The organism is Phyllobacterium sp. 0TCS1.6A (assembly GCF_026420825.1).
Lineage (GTDB): Bacteria > Pseudomonadota > Alphaproteobacteria > Rhizobiales > Rhizobiaceae > Phyllobacterium.
This window is the reverse complement of sequence record NZ_JAPMAB010000011.1, coordinates 54,017-69,507: the sequence shown is the minus strand read 5'-3', so window position 1 is coordinate 69,507 and position 15,491 is coordinate 54,017. Positions and strand designations below refer to the sequence as shown.

The following is a 15,491-nucleotide window of genomic DNA, read 5'->3' as shown; positions in this document are numbered from 1 at the left end:
CAACAAACCTTGACGAATGGACATGATCTATACCAACGGTACGCCGAGAATGCGACGGGGCATTGCGAGCTTTTTTGCCGGTTGCAATAACCGCACTTCTACGCAAGGGATCTAGGGCAGGTAATATGAGATATGTCAGCACCCGCGGCACGGCGCCCGAGTTGAACTTTTCCGATGCGCTTCTGGCGGGTCTCGCGCGCGATGGCGGCTTGTACCTGCCGCGGGAGTTTCCGAGCTTTTCCGCCGAGCAGTTGAGGGCGATGCGCGGCAAGACCTATGCCGAGATCGCCATCGAAGTCCTGACGCCCTTCATCGAAGGCGATATCGACGGCGGCGAGTTCGAAACCATGGTCCGCGAGGCCTATGGCACCTTCCGCCACGAAGCCGTCTGCCCTCTGGTCCAGACCGGCCATAATGAATTCGTGCTCGAATTGTTTCATGGGCCGACACTCGCCTTCAAGGATGTCGCCATGCAGTTGCTTGCGCGCCTCATGGATCACATCCTGACCCGGCGCGACCAGCGCGCGACGATCGTCGGCGCGACCTCCGGCGATACGGGCGGCGCTGCCATCGAGGCTTTCGCCAATCGCGACCGCACGGATATTTTCATCCTGTTTCCGCATAACAGGGTCTCGCCGGTCCAGCAGCGGCAGATGACGACCTCCGGCGCGGCCAATGTGCATGCGCTGGCCGTAGAGGGCAATTTCGACGATTGCCAATCGCTCGTCAAAGGCATGTTCAACGACCTGAAATTCCGCGATTCTCTCGCGCTTTCCGGGGTGAATTCGATCAATTGGGCGCGGATCATGCCCCAGATCGTCTATTATTTCACCAGCGCCCTTGCGCTCGGCAGCCCGGACCGGCCAGTTTCCTTCACGGTGCCCACGGGCAATTTCGGCGATATTTTCGCAGGCTATGTCGCCAAGAAGATGGGGCTTCCGATAGAGCGGCTCGTCATCGCCACCAATGACAACGACATTCTGATGCGGACGCTTGCATCCGGTTCATATGAGACCCGCGGCGTCCTGCACACGACCTCGCCATCCATGGACATCCAGGTTTCCTCCAATTTCGAGCGATTGCTGTTCGAGGCGCACGGACGCGACGCCAGCGCGATCGTGCGGCTGATGGACGGGCTGAAACAGTCCGGGAGCTTCACCATCGGCGCGGATGCACTGACGCGGATCAGGGCGGAGTTCGACGCGGGCCGCTCCACCATGGACGAGACGGCAAAGACGATCGGCGATGTGCTGGAGAAGTCCGGTTATCTGCTCGACCCGCATTCCGCCATCGGCGTCAAGGTAGCGCGCGAAACGTTTGCCGCTGGCAGCACGAGCGTGGTCCTCGCAACGGCCCATCCGGCCAAATTTCCCGATGCAGTTCAAGCTGCTAGCGGCATCGCGCCCGAGCTTCCGCATTGGCTTGCCGACCTGATGCAGCGAAAAGAACGCTTTGCGGTACTTCCCAACGACCTGTTAAATGTGGAAGAGTACGTAAGCCGGCACTCAAGGGCCGCGAAGTAAGGAGCATTGCATGGGCGTTGAAATCAGTCGCCTCTCCAACGGTTTGACGATTGCGACAGAGACAATGCCGCATGTGGAGAGCGTAGCACTTGGCATCTGGGTCAAGGCGGGTTCGCGGAACGAGGCCAAGGGCCAGCATGGCATAGCCCATCTGCTCGAGCATATGGCGTTCAAGGGGACCGAAAACCGGTCCGCATGGAAGATCGCCGTGGATATCGAGGATGTCGGCGGCGAGATGAATGCCGCGACGAGCGTCGAGACGACATCCTATTTTGCACGTGTGCTGCGCGATGACATGCCGCTGGCGATCGATATTCTCACCGACATCCTGACCAGCCCCAAATTCGACGAGGAGGAACTGGAGCGCGAGAAAAACGTCATCATGCAGGAGATCGGCGCGGCGCATGATACGCCCGACGATGTCGTGTTCGACCGTTTTACCGAGGCTGCGTTCCAGGACCAGACGATCGGCCGGACCACGCTCGGCACGCCTGAAACCGTCGCATCCTTCTCATCGGCGGATCTGCGCCGCTACATGGAAGAACAATATAGCGCGGAGCGCATGGTGGTCGTGGCCGCCGGCGGCGTCCGGCACGACGAATTCGTGCGTGAGGTGGAAAAGCGCCTCGGCTCCTTCCGCTCCACGGCCACGGCGCCCGAGCCGGATGTTTCGACCTATATCGGAGGCGATTTCCGCGAGCATCGCGACCTGATGGACGCGCAGGTGGTGATCGGCTTCGAGGGTCGCGCCTATCACGTGCGCGATTTCTACGCCTCGCAGCTGCTTTCGATGGTCCTCGGCGGCGGAATGTCGTCGCGGCTGTTCCAGGAAGTGCGCGAAAAGCGCGGGCTGTGCTATTCCGTCTATGCCTTCCACTGGGGCTTTTCCGATACCGGCGTCTTCGGCATCCATGCCGCCACCGGGCGCGACCATCTGACGAAGCTGGTGCCCGTCATCATCGACCAGCTGCATGAAGCGTCGCAGAATATCCACCAGGACGAACTGAACCGCGCCAGGGCGCAATACCGCGCCAGCCTGCTGATGTCGCATGAGAGCGCGGCGAGCCGGGCCGGTCAGGTCGCGCGGCAGATGCTGCTTTACGGCAATCCGGTCTCGACCGAGGAACTCGTCGAGCGGCTGTCGAAGATCACGGTGGAACGCCTGACCGATCTTGCCGGCCGCCTGTTCCTCGATACGACGCCGACCATCGCAGCCGTCGGACCCATCAAACCCTTGATGGGCTTCGAGGATCTGCGCGGCCAATTGAAGCCAGCGACGGCAAGCCTGCGTAAAATCGCCGTCTAGCCAGCCATGATAGCGCTCCCCTTCCTGAAAAGCGCTACACCGACGCTGCAGGGGGAGCGGCTGCATCTCAGGCCGCCGCAGCTGTCCGACTACAGGGCCTGGGCCAGCCTGCGCGCCCAGAGCCGCGACTTTCTGGCGCCATGGGAGCCTCTCTGGGCGCCGGACGATCTGGAACGGGCCGCCTTCCGTCACAGGATCCGCCATTATGACGAGGAAGCCGCGGCCGGCACCGCCTTTCCGTATTTCCTGTTCCGCAACGCGGATTCCCGCCTGCTGGGCGGGATAACGCTCGGCAACATACGGCGCGGCGTCGGGCAGAACGCCATGATCGGCTATTGGATCGGCCAGCCCTTCGCCGGCCAGGGCTATATGTATGAGGCGCTGAAGCTGCTTATTCCCCATGCATTTGGCAAGGTAAGGTTGCACCGGCTGGAAGCGGCCTGTATTCCATCAAATGAGAGATCCATAAGGCTTCTCGAAAAAGCCGGATTTCAGAGGGAAGGACTGTTACGCTCTTACCTAAAGATTAATGGTGTATGGCAAAACCATCTGCTCTTCTCATTGATCGAAGACGATGTGCGGCGCTAGTTAAAGGTTCGATCAGTGGTATTTTCTATAGGACAGGTGCTGAAAGGCTTCATCCGCGTGTTTGTCCTTGCGGCAATTCTCGTGGCAACCCAATCGGCGGCGAATGCCCTTGAAACCATCAAGATCACCAAGGAGAGCACCGCGCTCGATCTCTCCAAGGCTGTGGAAATCTACCGCAACCAGGGCGATTCCTTCCAGATATCCACTGCACCCGGCGCGGATGGCATCGTCAGGCGCATCGAGGTTCCGGCCAATGACAAGCGCGCGACCGGCGACTGGGCGGCTTTCTCGCTGGCCAATCCGACCGACGAGCAGATCGACCGCCTCATCGTCGCGCCGCATTTCCGCCTCGTCGGCTCCGGTTTCATCTGGCCCGATCTCGGCTCGACCCGCATAGCGTCGATCACGCCCAGCGAAGGCTTCGCGCTGGACCGGCAGGCGAGCGACGATGCCGATGTGTTCCTCATCACGCTCGACCCGGGGACCGTCATCACGCTCGTCGCCGAGCTTGCCTCGCCCAACCTGCCGCAGGTCTATCTGTGGGAGCCCGATGCCTATAAGGACACGGTGAATTCCTATACGCTCTATCGCGGCATCCTGCTCGGCATTGCCGGGCTTCTCGCGCTGTTCCTGACCATTCTCTTCGTGGTCAAGGGCACTTCGCTCTTTCCGGCCACCGCCGCCCTCGCCTGGGCCGTGCTGGCCTATATCTGCGTCGATTTCGGCTTCTGGAGCAAGCTGATCGAGATCACGCCCGGCAATGAGCAGATGTGGCGCGCCGGCACCGAGGTGGCGCTGGCCGCGACGCTGGTGATCTTTCTCTTCACCTATCTCAACCTCAATCGCTGGCACGACAATTTCAGCTATGGCGCACTGACCTGGATTCTCGGCCTCGCCATCGTCTCCGGCGTCGCCATCTTCGATCCGCCGATCGCCGCAGGTATTGCCCGTTTCTCCTTCGCCCTGACCATCATCGCCGGAACCGTGCTGATCGGCTTCTTCTCGTTCCGCAGCTATGACCGGGCGGTGATGCTCATTCCCACCTGGCTGCTGCTGCTGGTCTGGCTGCTCGGCAGCTGGCTGACCGTCTCGGGTCTGCTTTCCAACGACATCATCCAGCCTGCCCTCGCCGGCGGCCTCGTGCTCATCGTGCTCCTGATCGGCTTCACGGTGATGCAGCATGCCTTTTCCGGCGGCGCGCTGCAGCAGGGGCTGTTCTCCGATGTCGAGCGGCAGGCGCTCGCGATCATCGGTTCGGGCGATATCGTCTGGGATTGGGACGTGCCGCGCGACCGCGTGGTGACGACGCCGGACCTCACCAATTTCCTCGGAGCCTCGGCGAGTTCCCTGCATGGCGCGGTGCGCAACTGGCTGCCATCATTGCATGCCGACGACCGCGACCGTTTCCGCACGACGCTCGACGTGATCCTGGAGAACCGGCGCGGGCGCATCTCGCAGACCTTCCGCCTGCGCGCCAATGACGGCCATTATTACTGGTATTCGCTGAAGGCCCGCCCGGTGATCGGCTCGGATGGCGAGATCGTCCGCTGCGTCGGCACGCTGATCGACGTGACCGAGCAGAAAAAGGCGGAAGAACGGCTCCTGCACAATGCCGTCCACGACAATCTGACCGGACTGCCGAACCGCGAGCTCTTTCTCGACCGCCTCGGCTCCGTCATCACCATGGCCCAGACGGAAAGCAAGATCCGCCCGACGGTGTTCATCATCGATATAGACCGCTTCAAGCAGGTCAATGACGGGCTTGGCCTCTCCGCCGGCGATACTTTCCTGCTGACGATTTCCCGCCGCCTGCACCGTCTCCTGCGCCCGCAGGACACGCTCAGCCGATTGAGCGCGGACCAGTTCGGGCTCATCCTCGTATCGGAGAGCGAGCCGGCCAAGATCGCCGCCTTCGCCGATGCCATCAAGCAGGCGATACGCGCGCCCATCGCCTTCTCCAAGCGCGAGATCGTGCTGACGGCGTCGCTCGGCCTCATCACCTGGACCAGCGGCAGCACCGCCTCGCCCGAGGATCTCGTCAAGGATGCGGAACTTGCGATGTTCCAGGCCAAACGTTTCGGCGGCGATCGTATCGAACCGTTCCGGCCGGCTTTCAGGGCCGTGGGCAGCGACCGCCTCCAGCTCGAATCCGATCTGCGCAGGGCGCTGGAGCGCCGCGAAATCCACATGGCCTACCAGCCCATCATCCGGCTCGAGGACAACAGCATTGCCGGGTTCGAAGCGCTGATGCGCTGGGACCATCCGCGCCGCGGCTCGATACCGCCTTCGGAGTTCATTCCCATTGCCGAAAGCTCCGGCCTGATCGTGCAGCTCGGCCTCTTCGCCATGCAACGCGCCGCCGAGGACCTTGTCGGCTGGCAGCGCACCGTCGGCGCCACGCCGCTGTTCGTATCGGTGAATATCTCCAGCAGCCAGCTCATCCGCCAGGACCTGATCGACGATGTGCGCTCGGTGCTGCTGCAGACCCAGATCAAGCCCGGCAGCCTGAAACTCGAGCTTACCGAGTCCCTGATGATGGAGAATCCGGAGCGTTCCGCCTATGTGCTTTCGAGCGTGCGGGCGATGGGCGTCGGCGTATCGCTCGACGATTTCGGCACGGGCTATTCGTCGCTCTCCTACCTCACCACGTTCCCGTTCGACATGATCAAGATCGACAGGTCGTTCCTGCGTGCCGAACAGCCGCAGAAGGTCACGCTGCTGCGCTCAATCATCAGCATGGCGCATGATCTTGGTCTATCCGTCGTCACGGAAGGCATCGAGAGCGAGAGCGATGCGCTTCAATTGCGCCAGATGGGCTGCGAATATGCGCAGAGCTTCATGTTCAGCCCGCCGCTGACGATCGACGCGGTGACAAAGCTGCTGCGCGAGCAGTTCCAGCAGTCGAAAGCTTCGTGAGATAGCTCAGGCGTGGCCGGCCTCGGTCGCCAGCCGCGAAGGATCGACACCCATGTGGTTCAGGATGCGATCATATTTCCGCTCGATATCCGTATCGAACAGCAATTCCTGGGTGGCGGTACAAGTCAGCCAGCCATTATTGGCGATCTCGTTTTCGAGCTGCCCCGAGGCCCAGCCGGAATAGCCAAGCGTCATCAGCGCCCGCCGCGGACCGCGGCCGCCGGAAATCGCCCGCAATATGTCGATCGTTCCGGTGAGGCAGATCTCCTCAGCCACGGGCATGGTCGAATCCGTCAAATAATCATCGGAATGCAGAACGAAACCGCGGCGCATCTCGACCGGCCCGCCGCTGCGCACCAGGAAATCCCGCGTCCTGTCGGGCATGACAATCGCCTGTTCCTCATCGAGCACGCCCAATTGCACCAGAATGTCGGCGAATTCCATCTCCTGCACCCGGTTGATGATCAGGCCCATGGCGCCCTTGTCCGAATGGGCGCAGACATAGATGACCGAACGTGCAAAACGGCTGTCATCCATTCCCGGCATGGCGAGAAGGAAGTGCCCATTGAGAAAACCAGTGTTCTTTGTCGGGTCGCTGAAAATCTCCATCCCTCAAGGTTACCAAGGAATTTGCAAATGACAACGACATGACGGATAAATTCTGCGCTCCGGCTCTCGTACTTTCGTAGCCCATACTCTCACGGATAAATGATGATTGCGGCCTGCAAGCTTCCTTGTTCCCGCCCCAAAGCGCTGTAATGTGCGCCTCCATGAGAAAAGCTCTCCTCATCATGCTGGCTGCCACCGCCTTCGCTTCGACTGCGAATGCCGGCAGTTCGCAATGGACGAAAACGCCCGGCGGAGCGGTTCGCCTTATCGTGGAAGAACCTGCCGCAGGCGCGCGCGCGGTGCGCGGTGCCTTGCAGATCAACCTCGATCCGGGCTGGAAGACCTATTGGCGCGAGCCGGGAGATGCCGGCGTTCCGCCCGAGCTCGATCTTTCGCAAAGCGCCAATATCGCCGGGCACGAATTGTCCTTCCCTGCCCCGCACCGCTTCAAGGATGGCGCGTCGCATTGGGCAGGGTACAAGAAGCCGGTATTTCTGCCGGTTTCCATCACGCTTGCCGATACATCCAGGCCTGCCCACATCAAGGGGCACGCTTTTCTCGGCATTTGCGAGACGGTCTGCATTCCGGTAACCGCGGAGTTCGACGTTGCGGTCGGCGGCCAGAAAAGCGATCCGCTGACCGATACGCTGGTCGATACCGCATTCCAGCAATTGCCGGCACCGGCCAGCGATGCCTTCGGCATATCGAGCGGCAGGAAGAAAGGCGATGTGCTCTACCTCACCGTCAAGCTGCCATCGCAGGACCCGGCCATCGATCTCTTCGCTGCGGGACAGAGCGGCATCACGCTCGGCATGGCTCATCTCAAGAAGCGCGAAGGCACGGAGGCGACGTTCGCCGTGCCAGTGCTTTCCGGCAAGGACCGCCCGGCCGGTGTCCTGGACTACACGCTGGTACAAGGGCAAGAGGCGGTTTCGGGCCACATATCCATCGAGGATTGAATATCGCGCCGCAACGCCTCGCAAATCCATGGCGCATCATCTATATGCGCTGTGTCGAAATTTTCACCAAGGAGCAGATATGACCATCAAGATCGGCGAACGCTTGCCTGACGCTACGTTCAAGAGCAAGACCGACGAGGGTGTCAGCAACATCACATCGGACGAGCTGTTCAAGGGCAAGAAGGTGGTATTGTTCGGAGTGCCGGGCGCTTTCACGCCCACATGCAGCATGAACCATCTGCCCGGATATCTGGAAAACCGCGATGCCATCCTCGGCAAGGGCGTCGATACGATCGCCGTCGTTGCGGTCAACGATCCCCATGTGATGGGCGCCTGGGCCAAGGCCACCAATGGCGAGGGCAAGATCCTCTATCTTTCCGATGGCAATGCCACTTTCACCAAGGCCGTCGGTCTGGAGATCGATCTGGCGGCGGGTTCCATGGGTGTCCGCTCGAAGCGCTATTCCATGCTCATCGAGGATGGCGTGGTCAAGCAGCTCAACATCGAAGACGCACCCGGCCAGGCCATTACCTCAAGCGCCGCGACCATACTGGAGCAGCTGTAGCAAACCCGCCGCGGTGGAAGCCCTCTTTCATCGCGGCTGGCAAGTTCTGCTGGTAGAGCACTGATTTTCAACCGGCTTTTCTCGGGCGCTTGAAGGGTGCCATGCCGGCACGGGCGAGCTCGTCGGCGCGCTCGTTCTCCGGATGGCCGGCATGCCCCTTGACCCAGTGCCAGACGACGTGATGACGCCGCCTCGCCTCGTCCAGTGCCTGCCAGAGCTCGGCGTTCTTCACCGGCTTCTTCGCCGCGGTCTTCCAGCCATTCCTCTTCCAGCCCTCGATCCAGCCGGAAATGCCGTCGCGCACATAGACGGAGTCGGTATAGAGATCGACATGGCATGGCTCTTTCAGCGCGTTGAGGGCGGAGATCGCCGCCATCAATTCCATGCGATTATTGGTCGTATCCGCCTCGCCGCCGGAAAGTTCCTTTTCATTGCCGTTCCAGCGCAGCACCGCTCCCCAGCCGCCGGGGCCGGGATTGCCCGAACAGGCGCCATCGGTAAAAGCCTCGATCTGCTTCACGAAGCGACCCTTTCGGCTGCAAGCCCATATTCCTCGGCCGTCTTCACAGCCCTGTGGAAGCGCATGCGCCGGACATATTCCATCGGGTCCTTCTTCACGACCAGGCTGCCCTCCGGCGTGTTCAACCAGTCGTAGAGGCGGGTCAGCATGAAGCGCAGCGCGGAACCGCGCGCCAGGACCGGCAGGCTTTCCACCTCCTGCGGCGAAAGCGGGCGCACCGAATTATAGCCGCGCAGCAATGCCGTGCCCTTGGTGATGTTGAAGGAATAGTCCTTTTCGAAGCACCAGGCGTTGAGACATACGGCAACGTCATAGGCCAGTATGTCCGTGCAGGCGAAATAGAAATCGATGAGGCCGGAAAGCTTCGCCCCGAGGAAGAAGACATTGTCGGGGAAGAGATCGGCATGGATGACGCCGGCAGGCAGATGCGCCGGCCAGTTCTCCTCGAGGAAGGCGAGATCGGCTTCCGTCTCGCGGGCCAGCCCCGGCTCGACGCGATCCGCATCGTCGCGCGAATTGTTCCAGAGCGGCCGCCAATCCTGCACCGAGAGCGCATTCCTGCGCCGCATGGGGAAATCGGCGCCTGCGACATGCAGATGCGCCAGCGCCTCGCCGACGGCATGGCAGTGCTGGGCGGTCGGCCGGCGCATCCACATGCCTTCGAGGAAGGTGACGAGGGCGGCAGGGCGTCCGGCCAGCCGTCCTATGCTGTTGCCGTCCTTGCCGATCACCGGCAGCGGACAGCTGATGCCCTTGCCGGCCAGGTGCTGCATGAGCCCGAGGAAGAATGGCAGATCGTTGCTGTCGACGCGCTTTTCGTAAAGCGTCAGGATATAGGCGGCCTTGCGCGTGTGCAGGAGATAGTTCGAATTCTCGACGCCTTCCGCGATCCCCTTGTAGGAGAGCAGTTCGCCAACGTCGTAATCCTTGAGAAAGCCCGCGAGGTCCGTTTCGTTGATATCCGTATAGACCGCCATGCTCAGTGCGCCCCGTTGACGAACGCCATGTCGCTGTTCGTCAATTCCACATCGCGCAAATCGCGCATGACGTGGAAATTCTCGGTTTCCACGGTCGTTTCGGCCAGTTCTATCGATACGGCATAACGCTCGGAAAATGCCTCGATGATCTCGTCGACGATGATCTCCGGGGCCGAGGCGCCAGCGGAAAGCCCGACAACGCCGATTTCGCCAATCGCCGCCCAGTCGATATCCGAGGCGCGCTGCACCAGCATGGACTGCGTTGCGCCCGAGCGCTCAGCCACTTCGACGAGGCGCTTGGAATTCGACGAATTGGGCGCACCGACGATAAGAAAGAGATCGCAGCCCGGCGCGGCCGCCTTCACCGCATCCTGTCGGTTGGTCGTGGCGTAGCAGATGGATTCGGCGGCCGGCGCGGTCAATTGCGGGAAACGGCGCTGCAGCGTCGCTATGATGCCTGCCGTATCATCCACCGACAGCGTCGTCTGCGTGACGAAACCGAGATTCGCCGGATCTTCGGGCATATAGGCCTCGGCATCCTCGATGGTTTCGATGAGGGTGACTGCCCCCTCCGGCAACTGGCCCATGGTCCCGATCACTTCGGGGTGGCCCGAATGCCCGACCAGCACCACATGGCGCCCGAGGCGCTGGTGCCGCATCGCCTGCTTGTGCACCTTGGACACAAGCGGACAGGTGGCGTCGAGATAGAAGAGATTCTTGTTCTCCGCATCCGTCGGCACGGATTTCGGCACGCCATGGGCGGAGAAGATCACCGGCTGCCGGCGGTGCCAGTCCGGTATCTCGTCGAGTTCCTCGACGAACACCGCGCCCCGCGCCTGCAAACCCTCGACCACATAGCGATTGTGCACGATCTCATGGCGCACATAGACCGGAGCGCCATATTTCTTCAGAGCGAGAATGACGATCTGGATGGCGCGATCCACCCCGGCGCAAAAACCGCGCGGCCCGCACAGGCGGATTGTCAGTGGGCTCTTGTCGGTCATGTTCTCCGGATCTCGCAGGTAGTGTTGCTTCACCACGGAATTGGGCGGCAAATGGCGCGAAGTCAAGCCCGAAACAGCTTTTCTCACGCCGGCTGCCCGTCCCGCGGGGTCTGTTTGCGGCGCAGGAAGGAGATTGCCGCGATGATCAGCAGCGTCGCTGCTAGCCCGTACCAAGTCACCGCATATTGCAGATGATTGTTGGGCAGGTCGATGATCGTGACGCCGCCGACGGGAAGCCCGCCGGGGTTCGGGGCCTCATTGGCATCGACGAAGAATGACAGCACTCTATCGGCAGCGATGCCCGATTGCGCCGCCATTCCCGCCAGGTCTTTCCAGTAATAGATATTGCTCGCGGCGTCATTGTCCGGCAGCAGCGAGGACGGCTTGCCGGGCAGCGGATTGCGCGCGAGGCCCGTTATCGTCACCGGCCCTGCCACCTGCCCCGCCGGACGGGTCGCCGGGTCCTTCCTGTCATAGGGAACGAAGCCGCGATTGACGAAGACCGTCCTGCCATCCTCCAGCGCCAGCGGCGTATAGACATTATAGCCGGACGTGCCCTTGTAGGTGGTGAAGAAGTGGCGTTCCTTGTCGTTCAGGAGCCGGCCCGACAGGGTGACCGTGCGGTAATCGACGTCCTGGCTGTCGCGCCAGAGCGCTTCGATTTCGCCAAGCGAGGCACCGGGGGCATGGCTGCGCGCCTCAATTTCCGCGAGCAGCCCTTCCTTCCATTGCAACCGCTCCACCTGCCATGTGCCAAGACCGATCAAGGCCAGGAACACCAGGAGGCCCAGGATGAATTTCACCCAGGGAAAGCGCCTTCGTTCAGCCATTGCTCAATGCTCATGCGTATGCGGGAGGTCGAGCTTGCCTTCTTCGGCCTTGTGCTTGTACTGGAGCGCGATCAGGACGCCCTTCATCCAGCGCAGCGCCGTCAGGCACAGGACGAGCGCGAGCGGTATCCACAGCAGGAAATGCACCCATAGCGGCGGGCCGACATTGACCTCCATCCACAGCGCCAGCCCGACGACGATGAAGCCTATGAGCAACATGACAAGCACGGCCGGGCCATCGCCGGAATCGATGAAGGAATAGTCCAGCCCGCAGCTCGAGCACTGGCGCGCCGGCGCTATGAAGCCATTGAACAGCCTGCCCTGGCCGCAGCGCGGGCAGCGGGCCTTGATTCCAGCGCTGAACGGATCAACGGGCGGATATAGGGCCTTGTCATCTTGCATGATTTCCAACTCAGGGGTTTATTTCGATTGGCGTTCCATCCTGGACGAGCGCCCAGATTTCATCCATCTGCGAATTAGTGACCGCTATGCAGCCATCTGTCCAGTCGATAAGTTGTAGCACCCAGCCCCACCAGCCATAGCCGTTGACGGCGCCATGGATCATGATGTCGCCGCCCGGCGAGACGCCAAGCGCGCGGGCCGCCGCCCTGTCCTGCGCATTGGGATAGGAGACATGGATGGATTTGTGCGCCATGCTTTTCGGGTTGCGCCAGTCGAGCACATATCGCCCCTCCGGCGTGCGTTCATCGCCTTCCCAGCGCTTGTGGCCGACGGGCCGCGCGCCAAGTGCGATCCTGTATTCCCTTATGGGCTTGCCCGCCGATAGCAGTTCCATGCGGCGCTCCGCCTTGTAGACGCGCACGAGATCGACCGGACCATCCTGCGCCGGCGCCGAAGCGGCCATGCCGAGGCAAAGCAGGATGGCGCAGAGGATGGTTTTCCAGATCGGCATGAATCCAGCATATCGCCGGCGAATGCGTCCAAATAAAGAGGGCGGCAGGTCTGACCTGCCGCCCTGATGACTCGCCCGGATCGGAGTGCCTATTCGGCGGCCAGCGGCGCGCCCCACGAAGCCCATACATAGACCGTGAAGAACAGGAACAGCCATACGACGTCGACGAAGTGCCAGTACCAGGCGGCAGCCTCGAAGCCGAAATGCTTCTGCGGGGTGAAATCGTTCTTGATCGCCCGGATGAGGCAGACGAGCAGGAAGATCGTCCCGATGATCACATGGAAGCCGTGGAAGCCGGTCGCCATGAAGAAGGTGGCGCCATAGATCGAATCCTTGAACGCGAATGGCGCATGGATGTACTCATAGGCCTGCACGAAGGAGAACAGCACGCCGAGGATCACCGTCAGCGACAGGCCGGTGATGAGGCCCTTGCGATCATTGTGCAGCAGGGCATGGTGCGCCCAGGTCACCGTGGTGCCGGAAAGCAGCAGGATCACCGTGTTGTAGAGCGGCAGGTGCAGCGGGTCGAGAACCTCGAGGCCCTTGGGCGGCCACACGCCGCCGGTGAAGGCTGCACGGGCTACCTGCTCCGCGTCGGCCGGGTAAAGGCTGGCATCGAAGAACGCCCAGAACCAGGCGGCGAAGAACATCACCTCGGAGGCGATGAACATGATCATGCCATAACGCAGGTGCAGCGAGACGACCCGCGTGTGGTGCCCCTGCTTGCCTTCCTTGATCGTATCCGACCACCAGCCAAACATGGTGTAGAGCACGATCACCAGACCGACCAGGAATATCCACGGATTGGTCAGGTTGGCATTGAAGAGAACGAACTCGCCGCCGGAATGGTACCGCATGAAGCCGATACCGCCGATTGCCAGGATGAAAGCGCCGACCGAGGCGAGAAAGGGCCAGGGGCTCGGATCGATAATATGGTAGTCGTGGTTCTTTTGGTGCGCTTCGGCCATTTTAACCCCCGCAAGGTCTGTTATCGAATAAACATCGGCAGCACTGCCGGTGCAAGTTCAGAGTTGTCCCGCCTTGTCCTTCTTCGTCACATCGGCGCTGGCGGCAACCGGCGCAGGCATGTCGATCGGAAAGAATGTATAGGACAAGGTAATTGTGTGAACGCCTTCAAGTTCCGGCGCATTGACGATCTCCGGGTCAACGAAGAAGACCACCGGCATCTCCATGTCCTCGCCCGGCTTCAACACCGTATCGGTAAAGCAGAAACACTCCACCTTGTTGAAATAGGCTCCCGCCGCCTGCGGCGTGACATTGAAGGACGCCCTGCCCGCCGTCGCCTTGCCGGTGACGTTGCGGGCTTCGTACTTGATCAGCGTCGTCTCGCCGATATTCATCGTCACTTCGCGCTGCACCGGCTTGAAATCCCAGGGCAGCCCGCCCGACGTATTGGCGTCGAAGCGCACCGTGATCTTCCTGTCGAGGATCGTATCGGAAACCTGTTCGACCCGCTGAGTCGTGCCGCCATAACCCGTGACCTGGCAGAACATCGCGTAGAGCGGAACCGCGGCAAAGGCCATGCCCACCATGCCGAAGAAGAAGGCGAGGCACGAAATCGCTATGGTCCGGTCGGACCAGCGGGATTTCCTTGCGGGTGCGTTGCTCTGTGTCATTCTTCCAACCTACATCGGCCTGTTGAAGAGAGCGGCACCGAGCTTTGCCCAGGTGCCCACATAGACGATGACCACGAAGGCGGCCAGCGCCAGCGCCAGCGCCAGCGACCGGCTGCGCCGCGCCCGCTTCTGCTTTTCCGTGAGGGTAACGCGATCCTCGCTCATATCGCCCCACCGAACGCCGCCATGGCCTTGCCGACCAGAACCTCGCCGAGGAGGACGGCATAGAGCGAAAACAGGTAGAAGATCGAAAATGCGAACAGCTTCTTTGCCGGGCTGATCATCGGCTCGCCGACTTCCGCGCGCCACACCTTGAAGGCGTAGAGCAGGAACAGCGCACCCATGACGATGGAGAACACGCCATAGGCCGGCCCGGCAAAGCCCATCACCCAGGGCAGCACGCCAACCGGCGCCACCAGCACCGTATAAAGGAGGATCTGGAACTTGGTCGAAGCCGCGCCCATCACATTCGGCATCATCGGGATGCGGGCCTTTTCATAGTCGTCAGACATGAACAGCGACAGCGCCCAGAAATGCGGCGGCGTCCACAGGAAGATGATCATGAACAGCACGATGCTCTCGATGCTGACGGAATTGGTGACGGCGGCCCAGCCGATCATGGGCGGGAACGCACCCGCCGCGCCGCCGATGACGATGTTCTGCGGCGTCGAGCGCTTCAGCCAGATCGTATAGATCACCGCATAGAAGAAGATGGTGAAGGCGAGCAGGAAGGCGGCAAGGAGATTGACGAAGAGCCCGAGCGTGACGACCGAGAATGCCGACAGCACCAGGCCGAAGCCCAGCGCTTCCTCGCGCGAGACGCGTCCGGCCGGGATAGGCCGCTTGGCGGTCCGCTTCATCACGGCGTCGATATCGGCGTCGTACCACATGTTGAGCGCGCCGGAGGCGCCGGCTCCAACCGCAATGCACAGAATGGCGATCGCCGCGATGACCGGATTGATATGGCCGGGCGCCGCCATCATGCCGACGAACCCGGTGAAGATGACGAGCGACATGACCCGAGGCTTGAGCAGGGCAATGAAATCCGATGCGCTGGCCTCTGAAAGACCTGCGCCCGCATCCATGACTGCCTGTTTCTCGATAAGTGACATTCGCTTTTTAAAGTCCGCTGCTGTGTTGGTCG

17 protein-coding genes are annotated in these 15,491 nt (G+C 61.4%); 6 read left to right on the top strand and 11 right to left on the bottom strand.

Going from position 1 to position 15,491, the window contains the following annotated elements:
• Positions 1-125: 125 nt before the first annotated feature.
• Genes thrC through OSJ75_RS20315 form a run of 4 tightly spaced genes read left to right on the top strand, consistent with a single transcriptional unit; the run spans position 126 to position 6,333 of the window.
• Complete coding sequence (thrC, locus tag OSJ75_RS20330) at positions 126-1,523, top strand: threonine synthase (RefSeq protein ID WP_267229285.1); 1,398 nt, start codon at positions 126-128, stop codon at positions 1,521-1,523.
• Positions 1,524-1,533: 10 nt separating this feature from the next.
• A complete protein-coding gene (locus OSJ75_RS20325) occupies positions 1,534-2,829 on the top strand; it encodes a M16 family metallopeptidase (protein ID WP_250014802.1) in 1,296 nt (431 codons plus the stop codon).
• 6 nt (positions 2,830-2,835) lie between these two features.
• On the top strand, positions 2,836-3,417 hold the full coding sequence (locus OSJ75_RS20320) for a GNAT family N-acetyltransferase (RefSeq protein WP_250014804.1): 582 nt from the start codon (positions 2,836-2,838) through the stop codon (positions 3,415-3,417).
• 39 nt (positions 3,418-3,456) lie between these two features.
• Positions 3,457-6,333 carry an EAL domain-containing protein gene (locus OSJ75_RS20315; protein WP_267229366.1) on the top strand — a complete coding sequence of 959 codons (2,877 nt, stop codon included), beginning with the start codon at positions 3,457-3,459 and terminating at the stop codon, positions 6,331-6,333.
• A 6-nt stretch (positions 6,334-6,339) separates the two neighbouring features.
• Here OSJ75_RS20315 and OSJ75_RS20310 read toward each other — a convergent pair whose 3' ends face one another.
• Positions 6,340-6,942, bottom strand: coding sequence for a YqgE/AlgH family protein (locus OSJ75_RS20310; RefSeq protein ID WP_250014806.1), 603 nt, complete (start codon positions 6,940-6,942; stop codon positions 6,340-6,342).
• A gap of 161 nt (positions 6,943-7,103) precedes the next feature.
• On the opposite strand from OSJ75_RS20310, the gene OSJ75_RS20305 reads away from it, so the two are divergent.
• Positions 7,104-7,901, top strand: coding sequence for a protein-disulfide reductase DsbD domain-containing protein (locus OSJ75_RS20305; protein WP_267229284.1), 798 nt, complete (start codon positions 7,104-7,106; stop codon positions 7,899-7,901).
• A 79-nt stretch (positions 7,902-7,980) separates the two neighbouring features.
• Positions 7,981-8,466: a peroxiredoxin gene (locus tag OSJ75_RS20300; protein ID WP_250014812.1), complete on the top strand. Its 486-nt coding sequence runs from the start codon at positions 7,981-7,983 to the stop codon at positions 8,464-8,466.
• A gap of 67 nt (positions 8,467-8,533) precedes the next feature.
• On the opposite strand, the gene rnhA is transcribed toward OSJ75_RS20300, so the two are convergent.
• From rnhA to OSJ75_RS20250, 10 genes are all read right to left on the bottom strand, one after another.
• A complete protein-coding gene (rnhA, locus tag OSJ75_RS20295; protein WP_267229283.1) occupies positions 8,534-8,986 on the bottom strand; it encodes a ribonuclease HI in 453 nt (150 codons plus the stop codon).
• The gene (locus tag OSJ75_RS20290; protein WP_267229282.1) at positions 8,983-9,963 is read right to left on the bottom strand and encodes a homoserine kinase; all 981 of its coding nucleotides are present in this window, start codon (positions 9,961-9,963) and stop codon (positions 8,983-8,985) included. Before OSJ75_RS20290 ends, rnhA begins: the two co-directional genes overlap by 4 nt.
• Before the next feature lie 2 nt (positions 9,964-9,965).
• On the bottom strand, positions 9,966-10,967 hold the full coding sequence (ispH, locus tag OSJ75_RS20285) for a 4-hydroxy-3-methylbut-2-enyl diphosphate reductase (RefSeq protein WP_250014819.1): 1,002 nt from the start codon (positions 10,965-10,967) through the stop codon (positions 9,966-9,968).
• A gap of 83 nt (positions 10,968-11,050) precedes the next feature.
• Positions 11,051-11,797, bottom strand: coding sequence for an SURF1 family protein (locus tag OSJ75_RS20280; RefSeq protein WP_267229281.1), 747 nt, complete (start codon positions 11,795-11,797; stop codon positions 11,051-11,053).
• Positions 11,798-11,800: 3 nt separating this feature from the next.
• Positions 11,801-12,199 (bottom strand): DUF983 domain-containing protein, encoded by a 399-nt coding sequence (locus OSJ75_RS20275; RefSeq protein WP_250014823.1) that lies wholly within the window; start codon positions 12,197-12,199, stop codon positions 11,801-11,803.
• 10 nt (positions 12,200-12,209) lie between these two features.
• The gene (locus tag OSJ75_RS20270) at positions 12,210-12,710 is read right to left on the bottom strand and encodes a L,D-transpeptidase family protein (RefSeq protein WP_371929588.1); all 501 of its coding nucleotides are present in this window, start codon (positions 12,708-12,710) and stop codon (positions 12,210-12,212) included.
• Between the two features lie 89 nt (positions 12,711-12,799).
• Complete coding sequence (locus tag OSJ75_RS20265) at positions 12,800-13,678, bottom strand: cytochrome c oxidase subunit 3 (RefSeq protein ID WP_250014825.1); 879 nt, start codon at positions 13,676-13,678, stop codon at positions 12,800-12,802.
• 57 nt (positions 13,679-13,735) lie between these two features.
• Positions 13,736-14,347, bottom strand: a complete 612-nt coding sequence (locus tag OSJ75_RS20260; protein ID WP_250014827.1) for a cytochrome c oxidase assembly protein — start codon at positions 14,345-14,347, stop codon at positions 13,736-13,738.
• 9 nt (positions 14,348-14,356) lie between these two features.
• Positions 14,357-14,512, bottom strand: coding sequence for a hypothetical protein (locus tag OSJ75_RS20255; protein WP_250014830.1), 156 nt, complete (start codon positions 14,510-14,512; stop codon positions 14,357-14,359).
• Positions 14,509-15,459 carry a heme o synthase gene (locus OSJ75_RS20250; protein ID WP_267229280.1) on the bottom strand — a complete coding sequence of 317 codons (951 nt, stop codon included), beginning with the start codon at positions 15,457-15,459 and terminating at the stop codon, positions 14,509-14,511. Before OSJ75_RS20250 ends, OSJ75_RS20255 begins: the two co-directional genes overlap by 4 nt.
• Between the last annotated feature and the right edge of the window lie 32 nt (positions 15,460-15,491).